Genomic DNA, 21,915 nt, shown 5'->3' with positions numbered 1-21,915 from the left:
AAAGGCAGCACATGGCACGCATCGCCGTCATCGGAGGCTCGGGATACGCCGGCCGTCACGTCGTCGCCGAGGCGGTGAGCCGGGGGCACAGCGTCCTGTCGATCGCGCGCCGCATCCCCGCCGAGCGCCACACCGGGGCGATGTACATCGAGGGGTCGCTCACCGATGTCCCCGATCTGCTCGCGCAGATCGAGGGCGTCGACGTCGTCGTCTCGGCGGTCGCTCCGCGCGGCGAGATGCAGGGCCTCGTGCGTCCGAACATCGCCGCGCTCGCGAACCTTCTTCCCGACGGTGTTCGCCTCGGCGTGATCGGCGGAGCCGGCGGCAGTCTCGTGACGGAGGGCGGCGAGCGGGTCGTCGACCTGCCCTCCTTCTCCGAGGACTACAAGGCGGAGGCGCTCGAGGCGATCGGCATCCTGGCTGACCTCAAGGCGGGGCCGGAGTCGGTGGACTGGTTCTACGTGCACCCCGCGGGCGGCTTCGGCGCCTACAACCCGGGGGAACGCACCGGCGAGTACCGGACCGGTGGCGATGTCATCGTCACCGACGCCGAGGGGGAGTCGTACATCTCGGGCGAGGACCTCGCCGTGGCGATCGTCGACGAGATCGAGAACCCGCAGCACCCCCGCAAGCGGTTCACCGTCGGGTACTGACACCGGCCGGGTCAGACCAGGTCGCGCCAGTCGATGTCGTCCTCGTCGTCGTCGATCACGGGGTTCGGTGACGTGATGACGGACAGCGACACGGTCTCGGTGGGCGGGCCCATCAGCGTCGCTTCGTCGCGGCGGTGTCGGAGCACGTTGTCGATGTAGCTCGTCAGCGACTCGGCGAGGGGCACCGATTTGCCCTTGGCCTGCGACAGGTACCAGCGGTGCTCGAGCAGCTGGTGGAACACCTCGGCGGGCTCGAGCTTCGAGCGCAGGTCCCAGGGGATCGCCTTGACGACCGGCTCGAAGACACGGGTCAGCCACTCGTGCGCGACCATCTCCTCGTCGTCGCCGAGGCGGGAGATGCGCGCGCGGAACTCGTCGAGGTCGTTGAGCAGGCGCCGCGCCTGGTTCTCCTCCACGTCGAGTCCCGTGAGCCGCAGCAGGCGCCGCTGGTGGTGGCCGGAGTCGACGACCTTCGGCTGGATCGACACCCGGGTGCCGTCGGCCGTCGTCTGGATCGACATCTCGCCGATGTCGAATCCGAGGCTGTTGAGCCGCTGCACGCGTTCGGTGAGGCGGTACGCCTCATCGGCGCGGAAGGTCTCCTCGTCGGTGAGCGCCGCCCACAGCGAGTGATACGCCGACACGATGCCGTCCGCGATCGCGATCGCGTCGACGCCGCCCTCGAGGCGCCCGCCGGCTTCGAGATCCATGATCTCGCCGGCGATGTTGGTGCGGGCGACGTCGAGGTCGTGGGCACGCTGACCCGGCGTCAGGCCGCTCTCGTGCAGCTCTCCAGTCTCGGCGTCGACGAGGTAGGCGGCGAAGGCGCCCGCATCGCGGCGGAACAGCGTATTCGACAGCGAGACGTCGCCCCAGAAGAAGCCCACGTTGTGCAGGCGCACCAGCAGCAGCGCGAGCGCATCCACGAGCCGGGTGGCCGTGTCCGGGCGCAGCACCTGCGTGAACAGGGCGCGGTAGGGGAGTGAGAACTTCAGGTGCGCGGTCACCAGAGCCGCGGGAAGCGCCTCGCCCGCAGCATCCGTCCTCCCGGCGATCACGGCGACGCGCTCGACGCACGGCACATCCAGGCGGGCGAGGTTGCCGAGCATGTCGTACTCGCGCTGCGCCATGGCCTGCGTGGTCTCCTTGATGGCGACCACGCGGCCCGAGAGGTTGGCGAACCGTACCAGGTGGCGCGAGATGCCCTTCGGCAGGAAGACGATGTGGCTCGACGGCCACTCGCCCAGCGGCGTCGACCACGGGAGCGTCAGCAGTCCCGGATCGACGCTCGAGGCGGTGATGCTCAGGGCGTCAGGCACATACCCTCCTGGAAAACGAGCGACGGCGCGGGGGGAGAGTCTCCCACCCGCGCCGTCGCGAACGAATCAGCGGTTACGCCGCGGCGATCGCCTTGTCGGTGAGGCGCTCGCCCGACTCGACGTCGAAGACGTGCACGTGACCGGGGACCGGCGCGAGGGTGACGGTGTCGCCGGCCATCGGGTGGCGGCGGCCATCGACGCGGGCGACGATGTCGGTGCGCTTTCCGGCGACCTCGGTGTGACCGTAGAGGTAGCCGTCGGCGCCGAGCTCCTCGACGAGGTCGACCTTGACCGAGAGGCCCTTGCCGTCCTCGGGGGCGACCACGATGTCCTCGGGGCGGACGCCGACCGTGACCTCGCTGCCGTGCGCCTTGCCGAGCGTCTCGGCCTCGATGCCGACGACCTTGTCGCCGAACTGGATGCCTCCCTCGGCCAGGTGGGCCGGGAACAGGTTCATGGCGGGCGAGCCGATGAAGCCGGCGACGAACACGTTGTTCGGCTTCTCGTACAGGTCGCGCGGGGTGCCGACCTGCTGGAGGAGGCCGTCCTTGAGGACCGCGATGCGGTCGCCCATGGTGAGGGCCTCGGTCTGGTCGTGCGTGACGTAGACCGTGGTGACGCCGAGGCGGCGCTGCAGCGACGCGATCTGCGTACGGGTCTGGACGCGGAGCTTCGCGTCGAGGTTCGACAGCGGCTCGTCCATGAGGAAGACCTGAGGCTGGCGGACGATCGCGCGGCCCATCGCGACGCGCTGACGCTGACCACCCGAGAGGGCCTTCGGCTTGCGGGTGAGGTACTGCTCGAGGTCGAGGAGCTTGGCGGCCTCGAGGACGCGCGCGGCGCGCTCCTCCTTGCCGACGCCGGCGATCTTGAGCGCGAAGCCCATGTTCTCGGCGACCGTCATGTGCGGGTACAGCGCGTAGTTCTGGAAGACCATCGCGATGTCGCGGTCCTTCGGGGGGACGTCGGTGACGTCGCGGTCGCCGATCAGGATGCGGCCCGAGTTGACCTCTTCGAGGCCGGCCAGCATGCGCAGCGACGTGGACTTTCCGCAACCCGACGGGCCGACGAGAACGAGGAACTCCCCGTCACCGACCTCGAGGTTGAGCTTGTCCACAGCGGGGCGAGTGCCCCCGGGGTACAGACGAGTTGCGTTGTCAAACGTGACGGACGCCATGTTCTCTTCTCCTTCACCGGCAGGTACGTGCCGGACGATCCGTAGTGATGGAATGAGCGGGGGCTTTACCCGCACGCCCGCCATCGGGCGCAAGGAACAGTATGACACGGCGCGCGCGGAGCTTGCGTCTGGGCATTTCCCAGGGTGGCTGACTAGCATCGTGGACGGCCGCTTTCCCGCCTGGCCCCGCCGGATGACCGGCCCACTTTCCGCCCCGAGAGGTTCCATGTCGAGCGACGAGTCACAGAACGCCGCGCCCAGCGAGCGCCGCGATGCGGTGCGTGAGAAGGCGCAGCAGGTGAAGGCGCGCCAGTCCCGCGCGCGCCTGATCCGACGGACGTCGCTCGTCGCCGTCGCGGTCGCGTTCGTGGCGGTCATCGCCGTCGTGGTCACCTGGACCGTCTCGTCGAGCGCGTCGAAGCCGACGATGAGCCCCGCAAAGGGCGTCGACGGCGGATTCGTCGTCACCGACGTGACCGGTGCCGGCGTTCCCGACGACTCCGCTGCCGGCGGCCTCGTCGAGGGCGAGGCGAGCACGACTCCCGAGACCGAGCCGACACCCACCGCCACGCCGACGGAGGCGCCGGCGGTCGACATCCGCGTGTACGTGGACTACCTCTCCACGGGCTCGCGCGAGTTCCAGCTCGCGAACATGAAGCAGCTGTCGGAGTGGGTCGACAACGGCGCCGCGACGCTCACCTACTACCCGGTCGCCATGCTGACCGCGAAGTCGAACGGCACGAAGTACTCGCTGCGCGCCGCAGGCGCCGCCGCCTGCGTGGCCCAGAACGCGCCGGACTACTTCTTCGCGTTCAACGATGCCCTGCTGCGCCAGCAGCCGGAGGTCGACTCCGACGGCCTGAGCGACGCCGAGCTCGCGACGCTCGCGCAGGCGACCGGTCTCGATGGCCCCAAGGTCGTGCGCGCGTGCATCGAGGACCAGTCCTACGCATCGTGGGCGAAGACGGCGACCGAGCAGGCGCTGAAGGAGCTTCCCGGCACGGACGGCGTGGCCCTCACCGGCACCCCGATGGTGCTGGTCAACGGCACGCAGTACGTCGGCAAGCTCGACGATCCCAAGGAATTCGCGCAGTTCGTGCTGACCGTGGCGAGCGACGCGTATTTCAAGGGGACGCCGACGCCGACCCCGACGCCCACGGCGACCCCCTGACAGGTGCCTCGCCCGAGCGCCGCTAGACTGGGCGCTCTGCCGACTTGGCGCAATTGGTAGCGCACCGTACTTGTAATACGGGGGTTACGGGTTCAAGTCCCGTAGTCGGCTCCAGCTTCCCGGGACTCTCTGCGGGGACCGCACCGGTGGGGCCCCTCTCCAGCCCCATGGGCAGGAGAGGATGGATCGGGTGACCGCACGCCGCCTGCCCGTCTGGATCGGCCTCGGCGGCGCCGCGCTCATCGGCGTCCTCACCGCCGTGCAGGCGCGGATCAACGGCCAGCTCGGCGTCCGGATCGGCGACGGGTTCGCCGCCGCGGTGATCTCGTTCGGCTCGGGACTCATCGTGCTCGTCCTGCTGTCGGCGGCGATCCCGCAGGGCCGGCGGGGATTCGGCGCGCTGGTCACGGGGCTCAAGACGCGCAGCATCCCCCTCTGGATGCTGTGCGGCGGAGTCGCCGGTGCGCTCTCGGTCGCCACGCAGTCGCTCGCTGTCGGCATCATCGGCGTGGCGCTGTTCACGGTGGGCGTCGTCGCCGGCCAGACGGTGAGCGGCCTGCTGCTGGACCGCGCCGGGATCGGCCCGGCAGGCGTCGTCGCGGTGACTCCCGCGCGCCTCGTCGGCGGAGCGCTCGCGGTGCTGGCCGCGGGCGTGTCGCTCGCGGGCGGCGTGCACGCCCCGCCGGTGCTGCTCGTGCTCCCGTTCCTCGTCGGCGCCGGGATCGCGTGGCAGTCCGCGGTCAACGGCCGGCTGCGCCAGCGCGTCGGCACGCCGTTGACGGCGACGCTCGTGAACTTCATCGGCGGCACGGCGGTGCTCGGCGTCGCCGAGCTCATCCACACCGCGGTGACGGGCCCGCCGACCTCCTTCCCGTCCGACCCGTGGCTGTACCTCGGCGGCGTGATCGGTGTGACGTACATCTTCCTCGCGGCGGCGCTCGTGCCCTACACGGGAGTGCTGCTGCTCGGTCTCGGCACCGTCGTCGGCCAGGTCGTCACCTCGGTGCTGATCGACGCCATCTGGCCGACCGAGGCGGCGCCGACGCTCGGCGCCTCCCTCCTCATGTCGACGCTCGCGATCCTGTCGGTGGTCGTGGCGGCCGTGCCGTGGAGAAGGATGCCGCGCCGCGGCCACTGACGACAGACCCGCCGCCTGCGCACCCCGCGTCGCACCGCGGGGTGGCATGCTGAGACCGTGCCGAAGGGGTCGCCGCCGCACCGCCACGTTCCGTCGCGCGCCGAAGAGGGCGCGCGACGCCCCGATCGCGCCGGGACGACGGGGCCGGCGCTGCGCCCTGCCGACCTCGCCGGCATCGACCGCCTGCTCGCGCCCACCGACCGGCTCCTCGCCGACGGCTACCCGGGCGATGACGGCACCCGGCAGCCCGTGCACACGGTCTACGTGCCCGCGGACCGGTACGCCCCGGCGCTCCCGCGCGAATGGGGCGCCGCCGCGCTCGCCGCGGTCGCCGCCCACGGTGGCATGGACGCCGTCGCGCGAGACCTCGGCGTGCCCGAGGAGTTCGCCGACGACGTCGCGGCCGTCGTCACGGCGAAGCTCGCGTCGGAGCCGATCGAAGACCTCCGCCTCGACCTCGAGGACGGCTACGGCGATCGCGGCGATCAGGCCGAGGACGCGGACGTCCGCCGCGCAGCGGAGCAGTTGGTCGAGGCCGTCGCCGGCGGCGAGGCGCCTCCCTTCTTCGGGATCCGCATCAAGGGATTGGAGCGGGTGACGCGGGGGCGCAGCATCCGTTCTCTCGATCTCTTCCTCGCGACGCTGCTCGGGGCAGGCGACCTGCCCGACGGCCTCGTGCTCACGCTGCCGAAGGTGACCACGGCCCTGCAGGTCGAGGCGATGGCGCGGCTGTGCGATCGCCTCGAGCAGCACCACGGGCTCGCCGCGGGCCGGCTGCGGTTCGAGGTGCAGGTCGAGACGCCGCAGATCGTGCTCGGCGCCGACGGGACCTCCCCGCTGCCCCGGGCGATCCACGCCGCGGAGGGTCGGGTGAGCGGCCTGCACTACGGCACGTACGACTACAGCGCCGCGCTCGGCATCGCCCCGGGGCACCAGTCGCTGGACCACCCGGCGGCCGACCATGCCAAGAACGTGATGCAGGTCGCGGCGGCGCACACCGGCGTGCGGCTGTCGGACGGCTCGACGAACATCCTGCCGGTGGGCGACGCGGACGCCGTGCGCGCGGCCTGGCGCCTCAGCGCGAGGCTCACGCGTCGCTCGCTGGAGCGCGGCTTCTTCCAGGGGTGGGATCTGCACCCCGCGCAGCTCGTCCCGCGCTTCGTCGCCAACGTCCGGTTCTACCGCGAGGGGTTCGCGCCGGCTGCCGCGCGGCTGCGCGCCTATGTCGGTCGCGTCCCGGGCGGGGTCCTCGACGAGCCCGCGACCGCCCGCGCGCTCGCGGCGTTCCTGACCCGCGGGGTCGCCTGCGGGGCGATCACCGAGCACGAGCTGACGGAGGCCGCGGGCCTCGACCTCCCGGGGCTCGCCGCGCTCGCGCATCCGACGCCCACCACCACCGAGGAACACGCATGAGCTACGACACGCCGCGGGGTGGACTGCCGCCGCAGACCGCTCTCCTCACCGACCGGGCCGTCGTGAAGCAGGCGTACACGTTCATCCCGAAGGGCGTGCTGCGCGACATCGTCACGAGCAGCCTGCCCGGCTTCACGAACACGCGGTCCTGGATCCTCGCGCGTCCGATCGCGGGGTCGGCGACGACGTTCGCGCAGCTGATCGTCGAGATGGCGCCCGGCGGCGGAGCCGTGACCCCCGAGCCCGAGAGCGGCGTCGAGGGAGTGGTCTTCGTCACGGCCGGCGCGCTCACGCTCACGCTCGACGCGCAGCGGCACGTGCTCGAGCCGGGCGGGTACGCGTTCCTCGCGCCGGGTGCGGACTGGTCGCTCGGCAACGAGGGGGGCGAGCCGACGAGCTTCCACTGGATCCGCAAGGCCTACGAGCGGGTCGACGGCGTGCCTGTGCCGGCGTCGTTCGTCACGCGGGATCAGGACGTCGAACCGCGCGCCATGCCCGACACCGACGGCGCGTGGGCGACGACCCGCTTCGTCGATCCCGACGACCTCTCGCACGACATGCACGTCAACATCGTGACGTTCCAGCCCGGCGGGTCGATCCCGTTCGCCGAGACCCACGTCATGGAGCACGGCCTCTACGTGCTGCAGGGCAAGGCGGTGTACCGGCTCAACGACGACTGGGTCGAATGCGAGGCCGGCGATTACATGCTGCTCAGAGCGTTCTGCCCGCAGGCCTGCTACGCCGGCGGCCCCGAGCCGTTCCGCTACCTGCTGTACAAGGACGTCAACCGCCAGATCCGGCTCACCTGACACCGCGAGGGGGAGGGGCTTCATGAGCGAACGGATGCTGCGGCACGACCTCGTGCTGCGCGGCCGGCGCGTGCTCACCGAGCGCGGCTTCCGGCCGTGCGAGGTCGGGGTCGCGGGCGGGGTCGTCGCCGCGATCGAACCGCTCGGCGCGGAGCTCCCGGGCCGCGAAGTCGTCATGCTCGAGGACGACGAGACGCTCCTGCCCGGCCTCGTCGACACGCACGTGCACGTCGACGAGCCGGGGCGCACCGAGTGGGAGGGGTTCGCCTCGGCCACGAAGGCGGCGGCGGCGGGAGGCGTCACGACGATCATCGACATGCCGCTCAACAGCATCCCCCCGACGGTGTCGGTGAAGGCGCTCGAGGTCAAGCGGCGGGCGGCACGAGACCAGGTGTTCGTCGACGTCGGGTTCTGGGGCGGCGCGGTCCCCGGCAACACGCGGGATCTCCGGCCGCTGCACGACGCCGGCGTGTTCGGCTTCAAGTGCTTCCTGCTGCCTTCGGGCGTCGACGAGTTCCCTCCGCTCGACGGGGGCGAGATGGAGCGCGACATGGCCGAGCTCGCCGGATTCGGCGGGCTGCTCATCGTGCACGCGGAGGACGCCGCGACGATCGAGCACGCGCCGCCTGCCGTCGGCGTCCGCTACGACAGGTTCCTCGCCTCCCGTCCGCACGCGGCCGAGGACGCCGCGATCGCCGAGGTCGTCGACTGCGCCCGTCGCACCGGAGCCCGCGCGCACATCCTGCACCTGTCGTCGTCCGACGCGCTGCCGCTGATCGCGGCCGCGAAGGCCGAGGGGGTGCGCCTCAGCGTCGAGACGTGCCCGCACTATCTGACGCTGACCGCGGAAGACGTCCCCGACGGCGGGACCGCGTTCAAGTGCTGTCCGCCGATCCGCGAGGCGGCGAACCGGGATCGGCTGTGGGAAGGGCTCCTCGACGGCACGATCGACTGCGTCGTCAGCGACCATTCGCCCGCCACCCTCGACCTGAAAGACCTCGACCACGGTGACTTCGGTGTCGCGTGGGGCGGCGTCGCCTCATTGCAGCTCGGGCTGCCGGTGGTGTGGTCCGAGGCGCGACGAAGAGGCATCTCCCTGGAGAAGGTGGTGGAATGGATGTCGGCGCGTCCGGCGGCCCTGGCGGGCCTCGCCCGCAAGGGCAGGATCGCGCTCGGCTTCGACGCCGACCTGTCGGTGTTCGCACCCGACGACGGGTTCGTCGTCGACGTCGCCCGTCTGCACCACAAGAACCCCGTCTCGCCGTACGACGGCCGCGCCCTGTCGGGCGTCGTGCGCGAGACCTTCCTGCGGGGCGAACGGGTCGACTTCGCCGAGCCCCGCGGTCGCCTGCTGCGCCACGACGCGGCCTGAGCGCCGACACCGGCCCCCTCCGGCCGGGTGAGACGTGACGATACGGAAGAAGAGTGAGATGTCGGCAGATCCCTATGGCAGCGGTGCGGAAGTCCTCGAGGCGGAGGACGACCTGCGGTCGCTGATCACCACGCGTCCCGCGCGTCACCGCGCGGTGGACCCGTCGATCGCGCGCTCGTGGCTGCTCGTGCCGGGGACACGCCCCGAGTCGTTCGACGACATGGCGTCGTCGCGCGCCGACGCGGTCGTGCTCGACATCGAGGACGCCGTCGACCCGAGCAACAAGCCTCAGGCCCGGCAGGACGTCGTCGACTGGCTCCGCGGCGGCGGCCGCGCCTGGGTGCGCGTCAACGACGCGCTCAGCCCGTTCTGGGCCGACGACCTCGCGGCGCTCGCGGGCATCCCGTCGCTGCTCGGCATCATGCTCGCCAAGACCGAGTCGGCCGACCAGGTGACGAGCTCGTTCGACCGCCTCGGCGGCAACGTCCCCGTGGTCGCGCTCGTGGAGTCGGCGCTGGGCATGGAGGACGCCGCCCACATCGCACGCGCGCGTGGCGCCTTCCGCCTCGCGTTCGGCAGCGGCGACTTCCGCCGCGACACCGGCATGAGCGCGGACGCCGAGGCGATGGCCTACCCGCGTGCGCGCCTGGTGGTCGCGAGCCGCGTGGGCAACCTGCCCGGCCCGATCGACGGCCCGACCGTGGGCAACAGCATGCCGACGCTGCGCGAGCACTCCGCGATCACGGTGTCGATGGGCATGACCGGCAAGCTGTGCCTGGCCGCCGAGCAGGCGCCCGTCATCAACGAGGTCATCTGCCCCACTCCGAGCGAGGTGCTGTGGGCCCTGGACTTCCTCGCCGACTTCGAGGGCCGCGGCCGCGTGGTCCGTGACGGCAGCGACTTGCCCCGGCTCGGCCGGGCGCAGAAGATCGAGAAGCTGGCTCTCGCGTTCGGGGTGCACCCCACCTCGTGACCGGCGCCGCAGAGCGACGAACCATCGAAGGGACGCACGACATGGCCGACCACACCCCGCAGACGAGCACGCAGCTTCAGACCGGAGACGCGAACCCCGGGTTCGCCCTGCCCGACTCCACCGGCACGGTGGTGCGGCCCGAGGACTTCGCGGGACGCCGCCTCGTCGTCTACTTCTACCCGGCCGCCTTCACTCCCGGTTGCACGACCGAGGCCTGCGACTTCCGCGACAACCTCGCGTCGCTGCAGGCGGCGGGGGTCGCGGTCGTCGGCGTCTCGCCCGACTCGGTCGAGCGGCTCGCCGAATGGGCCGAGGCCGAGCAGCTGCAGTTCCCGCTCCTCTCGGACGAGGACCACGCCGTCGCCGAGGCGTGGGGTGCGTGGGGGACGAAGATCGTCAATGGTGAGGAGCGGGTGGGCCTCATCCGCTCGACGTTCGTGCTGGATGCCGACGGCACGGTGCAGTCCGCCGAGTACCGGGTCGACCCCAACGGTCACGTCGGCCGCCTCCGCGCCCAGCTCGCCGCCTGAGTCCGCCGGCACCACAGAAACGCCGCAGCGATGAAGCTGGACGCGTTCAACCAGCTCGGTGCCGAGGCCGCTCGCGCGGTCATCCGCCCCTGCGTCGACATCGACCGCTGGGTCGACGCCGTCGTCGCGCATCGTCCGTATGCGACGACGGCAGAGCTCCTCGAGACAGCGCGCACGAGCGCCGTGCCGTGGACGACCGCCGAGATCGGCGCAGCGCTCGTGCATCACCCCCGCATCGGCGAGCGACCGAGCGGAGGCGGTGCCGAGGCATCCCATTCCCGTTCCGAGCAGGCGGGACTCGGGATGCCGTCCGCCGACGTCGCTGCCGCGCTCGTCGCCGGCAACCGCGCCTACGAGGAGAAGTTCTCGCGCGTCTTCCTCATTCGGGCGGCCGGGCGCAGCGCCGACGAGATCCTCGATGCGCTGAGCGCACGACTGGCCCACACTGAGGAGCAGGAGATCCCGGTCGTGGCAGAGCAGCTGCGGCAGATCGCCCTCCTCCGGCTGGAAGGAATCATCGGTTCATGAGCCAGATCACGACGCACGTGTTGGATGCTGCGCTCGGAGGCCCCGCCCAGGGCGTCGGCGTGGTGCTCACCGGGGCAGACGGTGCCGAGATCGCGTCCGGCGTCACCGATGAGGCGGGCCGGATCTCGGATCTCGGACCGGAGCGCCTCGAGGCCGGGACCTACGGGCTCACTTTCGCGACCGGGGAGTACTTCGCCGCGGCGGGGCGCGCCACGTTCTACCCCGTCGTCTCGATCGACTTCGCCGTGAGCGGCGACGGCGAGCACTACCACGTGCCACTGCTGCTCAGCCCGTTCGCGTACTCCACCTACCGGGGGAACTGACATGACCGAGCCCGGCATCGTGCTCGGCGCGAACCAGTACGGCAAGGCCGAGGTGCGGCTCGTCCGGGTCGACCGCGACGGCCCGCGGCACTCGATCACCGACCTCGACGTGACCTCGCAGCTGCGCGGTGACTTCACGGCGGCCCACACCGAAGGCGACAACGCCCGCATCGTCGCCACCGACACGCAGAAGAACACGGTGTTCGCCTTCGCCCGCGACGGCGTCGGCGCGCCTGAAGAGTTCCTGCTGCGGCTGGGCCGCCACTTCACCGGCGAGTTCGCGTGGGTCACCGGCGGCCGCTGGGAGGCCGAGCAGTACACCTGGAACCGCATCCCGGTCGACGGCGAGGGGCACGATCACTCGTTCGTGCGCGGCGGCACCGAGATCCGCACGGCCGTCGTCACGTTCGTCGGAGCCGAGGCGACCGTCATCTCGGGGCTGCGCGACCTCGCGGTGCTGAAGTCCACGGGCTCGGAGTTCCGCGGATTCGTGCGCGACCGGTACACGACGCTGGCTGAGACGGATGACCGCCTCCTGGCGACCTCGGTGACGGCGAGGTGGCGCTACCGCAACCTCGATGTCGGCTTCGATGAGGCATTCGCCGACGTGCGGCGACTGCTCCTCGAAGCGTTCGCCGAGACCCACTCGCTCGCCCTGCAGCAGACCCTCTACGAGATGGGCCGGCGTGTGCTCGAGGCGCGCGCCGAGATCGAGGAGATCCGGTTCTCGATGCCGAACCTGCACCACTTCGCGGTGGACCTCGCACCGTTCGGACTCGACAACGCCGACGAGGTGTTCTACGCCGCCGATCGCCCCTACGGACTGATCGAGGCGGCGGTGCTGCGCGACGGCGTCACCGGGAACCACCCGGCGTGGAACGGGATCGCCGGCTTCTGCTGACGCCGGCGCGCCGCCGGCGTCAGCCCTTGGGCATGCGGCTCACGAAGCGAGTGGCGTCGACGCCCTTCCGGCGCGTCGGCCGCGACCGCTTCGGCTTGCCGCCGACGTACAGCCAGCCGAGGAGCTCTTCGTTCTTCTTGAGGCCGTGGGCCTTCGCGACGACCTTCGACCGGGTGTTCTCGCCGGCGGTGCGCCAGAAGACGCCCCAGCCGGCCTCGTCGAGCACCAGGCTCAACAGGTGCGCGACGCCGGAGGCGACGGCCTCCTGCTCCCACCGCGGCACCTTGTGCGTCTTGCTGTAGCTCGCCACCACCGCGATGATCAGTGGCGCGCGCATCGGCTTGGACGACGAGCCCTTGTGGCCCTCGGCCTTGTTGAGCGCCTTGCCCAGACGCTGGCGGTCGCCGCCGCGCAGTTCGATGAGGCGCCACGGGTGCAGCGACTTGTGGTCGGCGACGCGACCGGCGGCGGCGACGAAGTCGAGGAGCTCGTCGTGCGTCGGCGCCTCATCGGTGACCTTCGACCACGACCGCCGTGCCAGCGCGGCGTCGAGTGCGCCGGACATCACTCCGCTCCCGCCTGGTCGCCGGGCGTGAACTGCAGCGAGACCGAGTTCATGCAGTAGCGGTCGCCGGTCGGCGTGCCGAAGCCGTCGGGGAACACGTGGCCCAGGTGCGAGCCGCAGTTCGCGCAGCGCACCTCGGTGCGCACCATGCCGTGGCTGTTGTCCTCGATGAGCTCGACCGCCTCCGGGCGGATCGACTCGTAGAAGCTCGGCCAGCCGCAGTGGGAGTCGAACTTCGTGCCGCTCTGGAACAGCTCGGCACCGCACGCCGCGCACGTGTAGAGGCCGGCGCGGCTCTCGTCGAGCAGCTCGCCGGTCCACGGGCGCTCGGTGCCCGCCTGGCGCAGGACGGCGTACTGGTCGGCGGTCAGGTCTTCGCGCCACTGGGCGTCGCTCTTGTCGACGGCGTAGGTCATGGTTCCTCCTCGGCCGCTGACGACGGCCACCCTCCATTCAACCCCAGCAGCGGGCGCGGTGGGCGGTGCGGACTCGTCTCACGGGACTGGGCAGCGGGTCGGGTGGGGGAGGATGAGGGGCGTGGCGGACCAGACCGGGGGCGATGAGACCGACGCGGTCGTCGAACGGTACGCGCGCTTCGCACGCGACGAGGCGCCCGGCCGCTCCGCGCTCTACGCCGCGTGGGCAGAGGGGGTCGCCGCCGATGGCGAACTCGCCGAGATCCTTGCGCGCATCCCGGCCACGCGCCGGCAGCCGCCGCTCGTGTTCGCGGTCACCCGCATGCTCGGCGCGCCCGAGGGTGCGTTCGCGGCCTGGGCCGCATGGCTCCTCGCGCATGCCGACGAGGTCGTGGCCGAGGCATCCGCCCGCCGTCTGCAGACCAACGAGCCGCAGCGATGCGCGGCCCTCCTCCCGGCACTCAGCACGATCGACGGGCCGATCGCGCTGCTCGAACTCGGGGCCAGCGGCGGGCTGTGCCTGTACCCCGACCGCTATTCGTACCGCTACCGGGGGAGTGACGGCGTCGTGACACTGGACCCCGAAGGCGGCACCTCGACCGTCGTGCTGGAGTGCGACGTCACCGGCGAACCGCCACTGCGGCTGCCGGAGGTCGTGTGGCGGGCCGGGATCGACCTCGAGCCGCTGGATGCCGCGGACCCGGGTGACCGGCGGTTCCTCACGAGCCTCGTGTGGCCGGGGGAGAGCGGGCGCGCCGACCGCATCTCGGCCGCTCTCGACATCGTCGCGGCCGACCCGCCGGCGCTGTTCGCCGGCGATGCCTCCGACCCGGAGGTGCTGCGCACCGCCGCAGCGCTCGCGCCCTCCGCCGCGACGCTCGTCGTCACGACGCCGGGCGTGCTGCCGCACATCCCGTGGGCGGGTCGCGAGCGCCTTCTCGACGCCGTGCGCACACTCGATGCGGTGTGGGTCACCATCGACCCGCCGGCCCTGCACGACCGGTGGCGTCCTCCCGTCGACGCCGCGTCGTGGGACGGCTTCGTGCTGGGCCGCGACGGCGAGGCGCTCGCCGCGGTGGACCCGCTCGGCTCGTTCGTGCACTGGCGCGCGTGGCGCAGTCCAGGAACGGATGCCGCGGGCTAGCGTGGACGCGTGCCCCTGACCGACCGCGACCGCGCCATCCTCGACTTCGAGGGCGAGTGGCGCCGGCACGCGGGGGCCAAGGAGGAGGCGATCCGCTCGGATCTGGGGCTGTCGCCGGCGCGGTACTACCAGTTGCTCGGCCGCCTCATCGACACGACCGACGCGCAGGAGCACGACCCCATGCTCGTGAAGCGGCTGCGCCGGCTGCGCGAGGCGCGGCTGCACGAGCGCGCGGGCCGCGCGGCCGACGCGCGCTGAGCACTCGCTCCGCGCCACGCGGGCGGTCGCAGACGGGTCGCCCAGTCACCGGCGGGTAACATCGACGGGTGCCGACCACCAGCTACCCCCGGGATCGTTTCGACGATGTGCCGGAGACGGACCGCGTCGGCGCCCACCGTGCCGAGAACCCGCGCATGCGCGGCTGGGTCGTGCTGCTGTGGGCGGCGCTCGCCACTGTCGTGCTCATCGTCGTCGGCATCTTCGGCACCCTGCTGGCGTCGGGCCGCATCGAGCTGGTCCCCACGCCCACCCCGACCGTCGAGCCGGTCCCCGAAGTGACGCCCGTGGTCGACGTGAACTACGACGTAATGATCCTCAACGCCACCCCCGAGCAGGGCCTCGCGACGCAGATGAAGGACGTCGTCGTCGGCGCGGGCTGGGCCGACGACAAGGTGACCGCGGGCGAGGCGGGCTCGCAGGACTTCCCGACGACCACCGTGTACTACGTCGATCCCGCCGACGAGGCGGCTGCCGCGGGTCTCGCCGGAGTCATCGGCGGTGCCGAGATCGAGCAGAGCGAGGCGTACCCCGCGACCACCGAGGGCGTGCCGCAGCTCACGGTGGTGATCGGCCTCGACCGCACCGCCGCGGGGCAGACGCCGGCCCCTACGCCCTGACCCGCAGATCGCGTGTTTCGTGCGGGTAAACACTTGAGTGCCTGCGTGTCAACAAGTGACGAAACGGCCGGGACCGGCGTTTTCGCCTGCATACGATGAAGCCCTGCACCGCCGGCTACAGGAGATACGCATGACCCAGGGCACCGTGAAATGGTTCAACGCCGAGAAGGGATTCGGCTTCATCACCGTCGCCGACGGCCAGGACGTCTTCGTCCACTACTCGAACATCGACATGTCGGGCTTCCGCGTGCTGGAGGAGGGGCAGACCGTGGAGTTCACGGTCGGCTCCGGCCAGAAGGGGCCGCAGGCCGAGTCCGTGCGCGTCGTCTGAACACCCGGCTCAGCGCCCGACGCTGAACCGACATCGGAGACGGGATGCCGAAAGGCGTCCCGTCTCCTTGCGTTTCAGCATCCGTCTCTGCGGCTTGCACTCGATAGGGTCGAGTGCCAGAATGATTTAGCACTCGTCTTCATTGAGTGCTAATACCCAAAGCCAACGTTCCGGAGGGACGACACACACATGGCAAAGATCATCGCTTTCGACGAGGAGGCCCGTCGCGGCCTCGAGCGCGGCCTGAACATCCTCGCCGACGCCGTCAAGGTGACGCTCGGCCCGCGCGGTCGCAACGTCGTGCTCGAGAAGAAGTGGGGCGCCCCCACGATCACGAACGACGGTGTCTCCATCGCCAAGGAGATCGAGCTGGACGACCCGTACGAGAAGATCGGTGCGGAGCTCGTCAAGGAGGTCGCCAAGAAGACCGACGACGTCGCCGGTGACGGCACCACCACCGCCACGGTTCTCGCCCAGGCGCTCGTGCGCGAGGGCCTGCGCAACGTCGCCGCCGGCGCCGACCCCATCTCGCTCAAGAAGGGCATCGAGAAGGCTGTCGCGGCCATCACCGCCGAGCTGCTCGAGTCGGCCAAGGAGGTCGAGTCCAAGGACCAGATCGCCGCGACCGCGTCGATCTCGGCCGCCGACCCCGAGATCGGCCAGCTCATCGCCGAGGCCATCGACAAGGTGGGCAAGGAGGGCGTCGTCACCGTCGAGGAGTCGCAGACCTTCGGCACCGAGCTCGAGCTCACCGAGGGCATGCGCTTCGACAAGGGTTACATCAACCCCTACTTCGTCACGGACCCGGAGCGCCAGGAGGCCGTCTTCGAGGACCCGTACATCCTCATCGCGAACCAGAAGATCTCGAACATCAAGGACCTTCTGCCCGTCGTCGACAAGGTGATCCAGGACGGCAAGGAGCTCGTCATCATCGCCGAGGACGTCGAGGGCGAGGCTCTCGCGACGCTCGTGCTGAACAAGATCCGCGGCATCTTCAAGTCGGTCGCCGTCAAGGCTCCCGGCTTCGGCGACCGTCGCAAGGCGCAGCTGCAGGACATCGCGATCCTCACCGGCGGCCAGGTCATCACCGAGGAGGTCGGTCTCAAGCTGGAGAACGCCACCCTCGACCTGCTCGGCCGTGCGCGCAAGGTCATCGTCACCAAGGACGAGACCACGATCGTCGAGGGCGCCGGCGAGGCGGGCCAGATCGAGGGTCGCGTGACCCAGATCCGCCGCGAGATCGACAACACCGACAGCGACTACGACCGCGAGAAGCTCCAGGAGCGCCTCGCGAAGCTCGCCGGCGGCGTCGCCGTCATCAAGGCGGGCGCGGCCACCGAGGTCGAGCTCAAGGAGCGCAAGCACCGCATCGAGGACGCCGTCCGCAACGCGAAGGCTGCCGTCGAGGAGGGCATCGTCGCCGGTGGTGGCGTCGCGCTCATCCAGTCGGGCCGCAAGGCTCTCGACTCCCTTGAGCTCTCGGGTGACGAGGCGACCGGTGCCAACATCGTGCGCGTCGCGATCGAGGCTCCGCTGAAGCAGATCGCCCTCAACGCCGGTCTCGAGCCGGGCGTCGTGGCCAACAAGGTCTCGGAGCTCCCGCTGGGCCACGGCCTCAACGCGGCCACGGGCGAGTACGGTGACCTGTTCCAGCAGGGCATCATCGACCCCGCCAAGGTGACCCGTTCGGCGCTGCAGAACGCCGCGTCGATCGCCGGCCTGTTCCTCACGACCGAGGCCGTCGTCGCCGACAAGCCCGAGAAGGCCGCCGCTCCCGTCGGCGACCCGACCGGTGGCATGGACTTCTGATCCAGAACTCCACGACCGCGTAACGCGTTCGCAGAACGGCCCCTCCTCGCGGAGGGGCCGTTCTGCGTTCCAGGGGTCAGCGGAACAGGCTCGTCGTCGCCAGCTCGGTGTCGGCGTACTGGCGGCCGGCCGCCGCGAGCGAGGCGTTGATGCTCGCCAGGGAATCCTCGACCTGACGCTGCGTCGCGCGCCACTGCTCGACGACGCCCGCGAACGCGGCCGAGGCCGAGCCGGTCCACGAGGACTGCAGCTGGGTGAGCTGCGCGAGCATCGCGTTCGACTCGGCCTGCAGCCGGTCGATCGTGCCGCGCACCGTGGCGGTCGAGGTGAGGATGGTGTCGCTGTCGACGGTGAAGACGGCCATTCGGGGCTCCTGATCAACGTGCGGCGGCCGGATGCCGAACCCGCGGTGAAGCCACGCTAAGCGTCCGACGACGTGGCGTCGCAGCATCCGTCATCAGTTGTGCACGATGCGGCGGGAGCGGCGGCTGGGGAGGAGGCGCTCACTCGGGAGCGTCGGTGAGCCTCGCCATCGGCTGCGTCGCGAGGTCGAGGTGCTCGGCGGCGTCGCGGGCGTCGGCGAGTGGGAACGCCACGCGGAAGGTCGCACCGCCGCCGGGCGTGTCGACGACGTCGACGGATCCGTGCAGCGCCTCCACGATCGAGGCGACGATCGAGAGGCCGAGTCCGGATCCGCCGGTCTCGCGCGTGCGCGAGGTGTCGGCCCGCCAGAAGCGCTGGAAGATCTTGTCCTTGATCTGGTCGGGCACGCCCTCGCCGTGGTCGATCACCTCGATCCACCCCATGCGGTCGCGCACATCGACGCCGACGCGCAGTTCGACGGGGGAGTCCTCCGACGAATATCGCCGCGCGTTGCCGAGCAGGTTCGTGACGACCTGGCGGATGCGGTTCTCGTCGCCGAGCACCACCGGCGGGAGGCCGTCGGCGGGCGGCTGCGGCTCCGCGTCGGGAAGGATCGTCGGGAGCGCTGTGCTGGCGGCGGCCCCCGCCGCGGGCACGGGCTTCGGCCGGCGGCGCAGCAGCGACAGCGTCGCGCCGGCACGCGCCCTCGCCGACGGCCCGCCGGCGCGGCGCTTGGTCTCAGGCGGGACCGATGCCTCGTCCTCGGGCGGCAGCGCAGGCTCGTCGACCGTGGTGTCGATGACGGTGACCGGGCGCATCGGCGAGGCGGCGCGCACGTCGAGGGCGGCGTCGCGCGCGATGGGCCGCAGGTCGACGGGACCGATCACGACGTCGCGACGCTCGTCGAGGCGGGCGAGCGCGAGGAGGTCCTCCACGAGGACACCCATGCGGATCGCCTCCTTCTCGATGCGCTCCATGGACTGCGCCACGTCCTCGTCGCCGCGGATCGCGCCCATGCGGTACAGCTCGGCGTACCCGCGGACAGTGACGAGCGGCGTCCGCAGTTCGTGACTCGCGTCGCCGACGAACCGGCGCATCTGGCGGACCGTCGAGTCGCGCTGCGAGAGCGCCGCGTCGACGCGGTCGAGCATCGCGTTGATCGCCGTCTTGAGGCGGCCGACCTCGGTCGTCGTCGGCTCGATGTCGGTCATGCGGAGGCTGAAGTCGCCGCCCGCGATGGCGTCGGCGGTGGACTCCACCTGGCCGAGGCTGCGGAACGTCAGGGTGACGAGGAAACGAGTGGCCACGGCGCCCGCGATCAGGACCACCAGGGCGAGGATCGAGTAGATGCCGATGTACTGCGCGATGGTGCGATTGACGCTCGCCAGGGGGAGGGCCACCAGCTGCGGGTAGAGGATGCCGGTGTCTTCGGAGGGCTGGGTCGAGACGGTGGCGAGGAACTCCGCCTCCCCGTCCTCCGACATGAGCTGCTGGATCTGCAGCTCCTCCGTGACCGCGCGCTCGGGGGTCAGCGTGGTGGGCACATCGGGGGAGGGGCCGCCGCGTCCGCCGACCAGCGCGAGGAGGTTCTCCTCCGTCGTCGTCGGCTCGTAGACCGCCACGAAGTAGTCGACGTCGGCGGTGCCCTCCTTCTCCTCCACTTCGAGGCGTCCGTCGACGGAGGAGAACTCGAGCAGCGGAGCGCCCGCCTCGGTGCGGGCGAGGGCGATGAGCTGCGTCTCGACCCCGTCGATCAGAGAGTTGCGCAGGAACAGCGCCGTGCCGACGCCGGCGGCGATGAGCCCGATTCCGAGGAGCGCGACGGTGACCCCGGTGACCTTCGCGCGCAGACTCGTGCCGCGCCACCACCGGGTGATCGCGTCGGGCTTGTGCGCCAGATCGTCCCCCTCGCTCGCTCCCGCGCTATGCGGTCTTGCCGGCCTTCAGCATGTAGCCGAAGCCGCGCTTGGTCTGGATGAGCGGCTCGGACGAGTGCGGGTCGATCTTGCGGCGCAGGTAGGAGATGTAGCTCTCGACGATGCCGGCGTCGCCGTTGAAGTCGTACTCCCACACGTGGTCGAGGATCTGCGCCTTCGACAGCACGCGGTTGGGGTTGAGCATCAGGTAGCGCAGGAGCTTGAACTCGGTGGGGCTGAGATCGATCGAGGCGTCGCCCACCTGCACATCGTGGGTGTCCTGGTCCATCGTGATCTCGCCGGCGCGGATCATCGACTCCTCGTCGGCCTGCATGGTGCGGCGCAGGATCGCCTGGATGCGGGCGACGATCTCGTCGAGGCTGAAGGGCTTGGTGACGTAGTCGTCGCCGCCGGCATTGAGGCCGGTGATCTTGTCTTCGGTCTCGTCCTTCGCGGTGAGGAAGAGGATCGGCGCGGTGTAGCCGGCGCCGCGGAGGCGCTTGGTGACGCTGAACCCGTTCATGTCGGGCAGCATCACGTCGAGGATGATGAGGTCCGGCTCCTCCTCGAGCACCGCCGAGATCGTCTGGGCGCCATTGGACACGGCCCGTACCTGGAATCCGGCGAATCGCAGGCTCGTGATCAGCAGGTCGCGAATGTTCGGTTCGTCGTCCACGACGAGGATGCGCGGTGCGGTCATGCCCTCATTATGTCGGCGGAACTGATGCGGCGTCTGGATATCGGGCGACGCGGCCGAGAATCCGTCAGTCGACGTCTTGGCGGATCTCGACGCAGCAGCGGCCGGCCGCAGGCGCCAGGACGGGCGTCCGCGCGTCGTCCGTCGCGGTCGCGAGCCCCTTCACGAGCTCGAGGTTCGCCCCGCAGATGAGGGCCGTGTGCCGGATGGCGAGGGCGTGGAAGGGGCAGTTCTCGAGCACGAGATCAGTGGATGCTGCGTGCTCGGCCTCGTCCGCAGCATCCGTGTCCTTCGCGCGCGGCGCGTAGCCGCACAGCACGAGCGCCTCCTCCAGGTCGGCGCACCCGGCGCCGATCGCGGCCCCGGCGGCGAAGGCTTCCGCGTCGAGCGCGTCGCGCACCGGCACCCCGCGCTGATCGGCCGCGTCGGCGGCGGCGGCGAGCAGCGAGCCCGCGAGCTCGTAGTGCCGCTCCGGGATGGTGGCGGCGAGCTCGGCGTCGGCTGCCCGGTAGAGCTTCGCCGGGCGCCCGGCGCCGGGCCCGGTGCGACCCGAACGCCGCTCGTACGAGACCGTCAGGAGTCCGGCATCCGCCAATCGATCGAGGTTCACAGCTGCCGTGCTCCGCGGCATTCCGAGCGCGGCTGCGGCCTCGTCGCGGCCGATCGGCCGCTCGGTCGCGAGGCGGTACAGCTCGCGGCGCTGCGGGTCGGCGAGCGCCGCGACCGCGTCGGCGCGGTTGGGGGTGAGAGTGCTCACGGCGCGAGTCTACCTCTAAAAGCAGAAACCTTGACAAAAGAATCCGAGCGATCTAGCGTCGGGGCCAGGCGAGCCGATCGCGCTCAACGGAAGGAGCGGCGATGATGTCGACCCCGGCGCACGCGACGGCGTTGCACGCCCTGCCCGACGAAGCCCCGATCGATCGCGACGCGGCGATGGTCGCGGTCGCCGACCTGCTTGCGGCGCTCGGGTTCGATCCCGACGGGGGTGATCTCATCGAGACGCCGCGGCGCGTCGCGGACGCCTTCATCGAGATGATCACGCCCGAGCCGTTCGAGATGACGACGTTCGCGAACGAGGACGCCTACGACGAGCCGGTCGTGGTGCGCGGCATCCCGTTCGTGTCGCTCTGCCGCCATCACCTCCTGACCTTCCGCGGCACCGCCACCGTCGGGTACGTGCCGGGCGGGCGGCTCGTGGGCCTCTCGAAGCTCGCCCGCGTCGTGGCGCACCACGCGCGCGGGCTCCAGGTGCAGGAGGCGCTGACCGTGCAGATCGCACGCACGCTCGAGACGGCACTGGAACCGCGCGGCGTCGGCGTCGTGGTCGAGGCCGAGCACCTGTGCATGTCGGCGCGAGGCGTGCGCACCGAGAACGCCCTCACCACGACCACGGCGTTCCGCGGAGCGCTCGCCACCGACCTCGCGCTGCAAGCACGATTCATCGGAGCGCGCCCCGTGTGACGCCCTGACA

25 protein-coding genes and 1 tRNA gene are annotated in these 21,915 nt (G+C 71.0%); 18 read left to right on the top strand and 8 right to left on the bottom strand.

Annotated features, from left to right (window positions below; all coding sequences use genetic code 11):
* Positions 1-11: 11 nt before the first annotated feature.
* On the top strand, positions 12-653 hold the full coding sequence (locus ACVN90_RS13765) for an NAD(P)-dependent oxidoreductase (RefSeq protein ID WP_475098794.1): 642 nt from the start codon (positions 12-14) through the stop codon (positions 651-653).
* An 11-nt stretch (positions 654-664) separates the two neighbouring features.
* Here the strand turns inward: ACVN90_RS13765 and ACVN90_RS13760 are convergent, their stop codons facing one another.
* Together ACVN90_RS13760 and ACVN90_RS13755 are read right to left on the bottom strand one after the other, a co-directional pair.
* Positions 665-1,972, bottom strand: a complete 1,308-nt coding sequence (locus ACVN90_RS13760; RefSeq protein WP_475098793.1) for a DUF4032 domain-containing protein — start codon at positions 1,970-1,972, stop codon at positions 665-667.
* Between the two features lie 73 nt (positions 1,973-2,045).
* On the bottom strand, positions 2,046-3,149 hold the full coding sequence (locus ACVN90_RS13755; RefSeq protein ID WP_109210177.1) for an ABC transporter ATP-binding protein: 1,104 nt from the start codon (positions 3,147-3,149) through the stop codon (positions 2,046-2,048).
* A gap of 226 nt (positions 3,150-3,375) precedes the next feature.
* Here ACVN90_RS13755 and ACVN90_RS13750 point away from each other — a divergent pair, with 226 nt between their 5' ends.
* The 11 genes from ACVN90_RS13750 (at position 3,376) to pucL (ending at position 12,307) form a co-directional block, all read left to right on the top strand.
* Positions 3,376-4,320: a DsbA family protein gene (locus tag ACVN90_RS13750; protein WP_475098792.1), complete on the top strand. Its 945-nt coding sequence runs from the start codon at positions 3,376-3,378 to the stop codon at positions 4,318-4,320.
* 38 nt (positions 4,321-4,358) lie between these two features.
* Positions 4,359-4,434, top strand: a tRNA-Thr gene (locus tag ACVN90_RS13745).
* Between the two features lie 67 nt (positions 4,435-4,501).
* Entirely contained in the window at positions 4,502-5,458 is a 957-nt protein-coding gene (locus ACVN90_RS13740) for a DMT family transporter (protein WP_475098791.1), read from the top strand.
* A gap of 150 nt (positions 5,459-5,608) precedes the next feature.
* A complete protein-coding gene (locus ACVN90_RS13735; RefSeq protein WP_475102129.1) occupies positions 5,609-6,871 on the top strand; it encodes a DUF6986 family protein in 1,263 nt (420 codons plus the stop codon).
* Positions 6,868-7,680 (top strand): bifunctional allantoicase/(S)-ureidoglycine aminohydrolase, encoded by an 813-nt coding sequence (locus tag ACVN90_RS13730; RefSeq protein ID WP_475098790.1) that lies wholly within the window; start codon positions 6,868-6,870, stop codon positions 7,678-7,680. Before ACVN90_RS13735 ends, ACVN90_RS13730 begins: the two co-directional genes overlap by 4 nt.
* A 22-nt stretch (positions 7,681-7,702) precedes the next feature.
* Positions 7,703-9,052 carry an allantoinase AllB gene (gene allB, locus ACVN90_RS13725; RefSeq protein ID WP_475098789.1) on the top strand — a complete coding sequence of 450 codons (1,350 nt, stop codon included), beginning with the start codon at positions 7,703-7,705 and terminating at the stop codon, positions 9,050-9,052.
* A gap of 58 nt (positions 9,053-9,110) precedes the next feature.
* Positions 9,111-10,025, top strand: a complete 915-nt coding sequence (locus ACVN90_RS13720; protein ID WP_475098788.1) for an HpcH/HpaI aldolase/citrate lyase family protein — start codon at positions 9,111-9,113, stop codon at positions 10,023-10,025.
* Between the two features lie 41 nt (positions 10,026-10,066).
* Positions 10,067-10,555 (top strand): thioredoxin-dependent thiol peroxidase, encoded by a 489-nt coding sequence (gene bcp / locus ACVN90_RS13715; protein WP_475098787.1) that lies wholly within the window; start codon positions 10,067-10,069, stop codon positions 10,553-10,555.
* A 30-nt stretch (positions 10,556-10,585) separates the two neighbouring features.
* Positions 10,586-11,083 (top strand): 2-oxo-4-hydroxy-4-carboxy-5-ureidoimidazoline decarboxylase, encoded by a 498-nt coding sequence (gene uraD / locus ACVN90_RS13710; RefSeq protein WP_475098786.1) that lies wholly within the window; start codon positions 10,586-10,588, stop codon positions 11,081-11,083.
* Complete coding sequence (gene uraH, locus ACVN90_RS13705; RefSeq protein ID WP_475098785.1) at positions 11,080-11,406, top strand: hydroxyisourate hydrolase; 327 nt, start codon at positions 11,080-11,082, stop codon at positions 11,404-11,406. Before uraD ends, uraH begins: the two co-directional genes overlap by 4 nt.
* 1 nt (position 11,407) lies before the next feature.
* Positions 11,408-12,307 carry a factor-independent urate hydroxylase gene (gene pucL, locus ACVN90_RS13700; protein ID WP_475098784.1) on the top strand — a complete coding sequence of 300 codons (900 nt, stop codon included), beginning with the start codon at positions 11,408-11,410 and terminating at the stop codon, positions 12,305-12,307.
* A gap of 19 nt (positions 12,308-12,326) precedes the next feature.
* On the opposite strand, the gene ACVN90_RS13695 is transcribed toward pucL, so the two are convergent.
* Together ACVN90_RS13695 and msrB are read right to left on the bottom strand one after the other, a co-directional pair.
* Positions 12,327-12,872, bottom strand: coding sequence for a nitroreductase family protein (locus tag ACVN90_RS13695; protein WP_475098783.1), 546 nt, complete (start codon positions 12,870-12,872; stop codon positions 12,327-12,329).
* Positions 12,872-13,288 (bottom strand): peptide-methionine (R)-S-oxide reductase MsrB, encoded by a 417-nt coding sequence (gene msrB, locus ACVN90_RS13690; protein WP_475098782.1) that lies wholly within the window; start codon positions 13,286-13,288, stop codon positions 12,872-12,874. Before msrB ends, ACVN90_RS13695 begins: the two co-directional genes overlap by 1 nt.
* A 121-nt stretch (positions 13,289-13,409) precedes the next feature.
* On the opposite strand from msrB, the gene ACVN90_RS13685 reads away from it, so the two are divergent.
* The 5 genes from ACVN90_RS13685 to groL all read left to right on the top strand — a co-directional run bounded on the left by ACVN90_RS13685 (position 13,410) and on the right by groL (position 17,468).
* A complete protein-coding gene (locus tag ACVN90_RS13685) occupies positions 13,410-14,432 on the top strand; it encodes a DUF2332 family protein (RefSeq protein WP_475098781.1) in 1,023 nt (340 codons plus the stop codon).
* Between the two features lie 9 nt (positions 14,433-14,441).
* Positions 14,442-14,690, top strand: a complete 249-nt coding sequence (locus ACVN90_RS13680) for a DUF3263 domain-containing protein (RefSeq protein ID WP_475098780.1) — start codon at positions 14,442-14,444, stop codon at positions 14,688-14,690.
* A gap of 68 nt (positions 14,691-14,758) precedes the next feature.
* Entirely contained in the window at positions 14,759-15,328 is a 570-nt protein-coding gene (locus tag ACVN90_RS13675; RefSeq protein ID WP_475098779.1) for a LytR C-terminal domain-containing protein, read from the top strand.
* A 130-nt stretch (positions 15,329-15,458) separates the two neighbouring features.
* Entirely contained in the window at positions 15,459-15,659 is a 201-nt protein-coding gene (locus tag ACVN90_RS13670) for a cold-shock protein (protein WP_045298154.1), read from the top strand.
* A gap of 189 nt (positions 15,660-15,848) precedes the next feature.
* Positions 15,849-17,468 carry a chaperonin GroEL gene (groL, locus tag ACVN90_RS13665; RefSeq protein ID WP_475098778.1) on the top strand — a complete coding sequence of 540 codons (1,620 nt, stop codon included), beginning with the start codon at positions 15,849-15,851 and terminating at the stop codon, positions 17,466-17,468.
* A gap of 76 nt (positions 17,469-17,544) precedes the next feature.
* Here groL and ACVN90_RS13660 read toward each other — a convergent pair whose 3' ends face one another.
* The 4 genes from ACVN90_RS13660 to ACVN90_RS13645 form a co-directional block, all read right to left on the bottom strand.
* On the bottom strand, positions 17,545-17,832 hold the full coding sequence (locus ACVN90_RS13660; RefSeq protein WP_475098777.1) for a WXG100 family type VII secretion target: 288 nt from the start codon (positions 17,830-17,832) through the stop codon (positions 17,545-17,547).
* 139 nt (positions 17,833-17,971) lie between these two features.
* Positions 17,972-19,606, bottom strand: coding sequence for a sensor histidine kinase (locus ACVN90_RS13655; RefSeq protein ID WP_475102128.1), 1,635 nt, complete (start codon positions 19,604-19,606; stop codon positions 17,972-17,974).
* Between the two features lie 148 nt (positions 19,607-19,754).
* Entirely contained in the window at positions 19,755-20,447 is a 693-nt protein-coding gene (locus tag ACVN90_RS13650; RefSeq protein WP_116196168.1) for a response regulator, read from the bottom strand.
* 64 nt (positions 20,448-20,511) lie between these two features.
* Complete coding sequence (locus ACVN90_RS13645) at positions 20,512-21,201, bottom strand: helix-turn-helix transcriptional regulator (RefSeq protein WP_475098776.1); 690 nt, start codon at positions 21,199-21,201, stop codon at positions 20,512-20,514.
* Positions 21,202-21,302: 101 nt separating this feature from the next.
* Here ACVN90_RS13645 and folE point away from each other — a divergent pair, with 101 nt between their 5' ends.
* On the top strand, positions 21,303-21,905 hold the full coding sequence (folE, locus tag ACVN90_RS13640) for a GTP cyclohydrolase I (protein ID WP_475098775.1): 603 nt from the start codon (positions 21,303-21,305) through the stop codon (positions 21,903-21,905).
* The last annotated feature ends 10 nt before the right edge of the window (positions 21,906-21,915 follow it).

The organism is Microbacterium sp. F01 (genome assembly GCF_056156365.1).
This window is presented reverse-complemented; position numbering and strand designations above follow the sequence as displayed.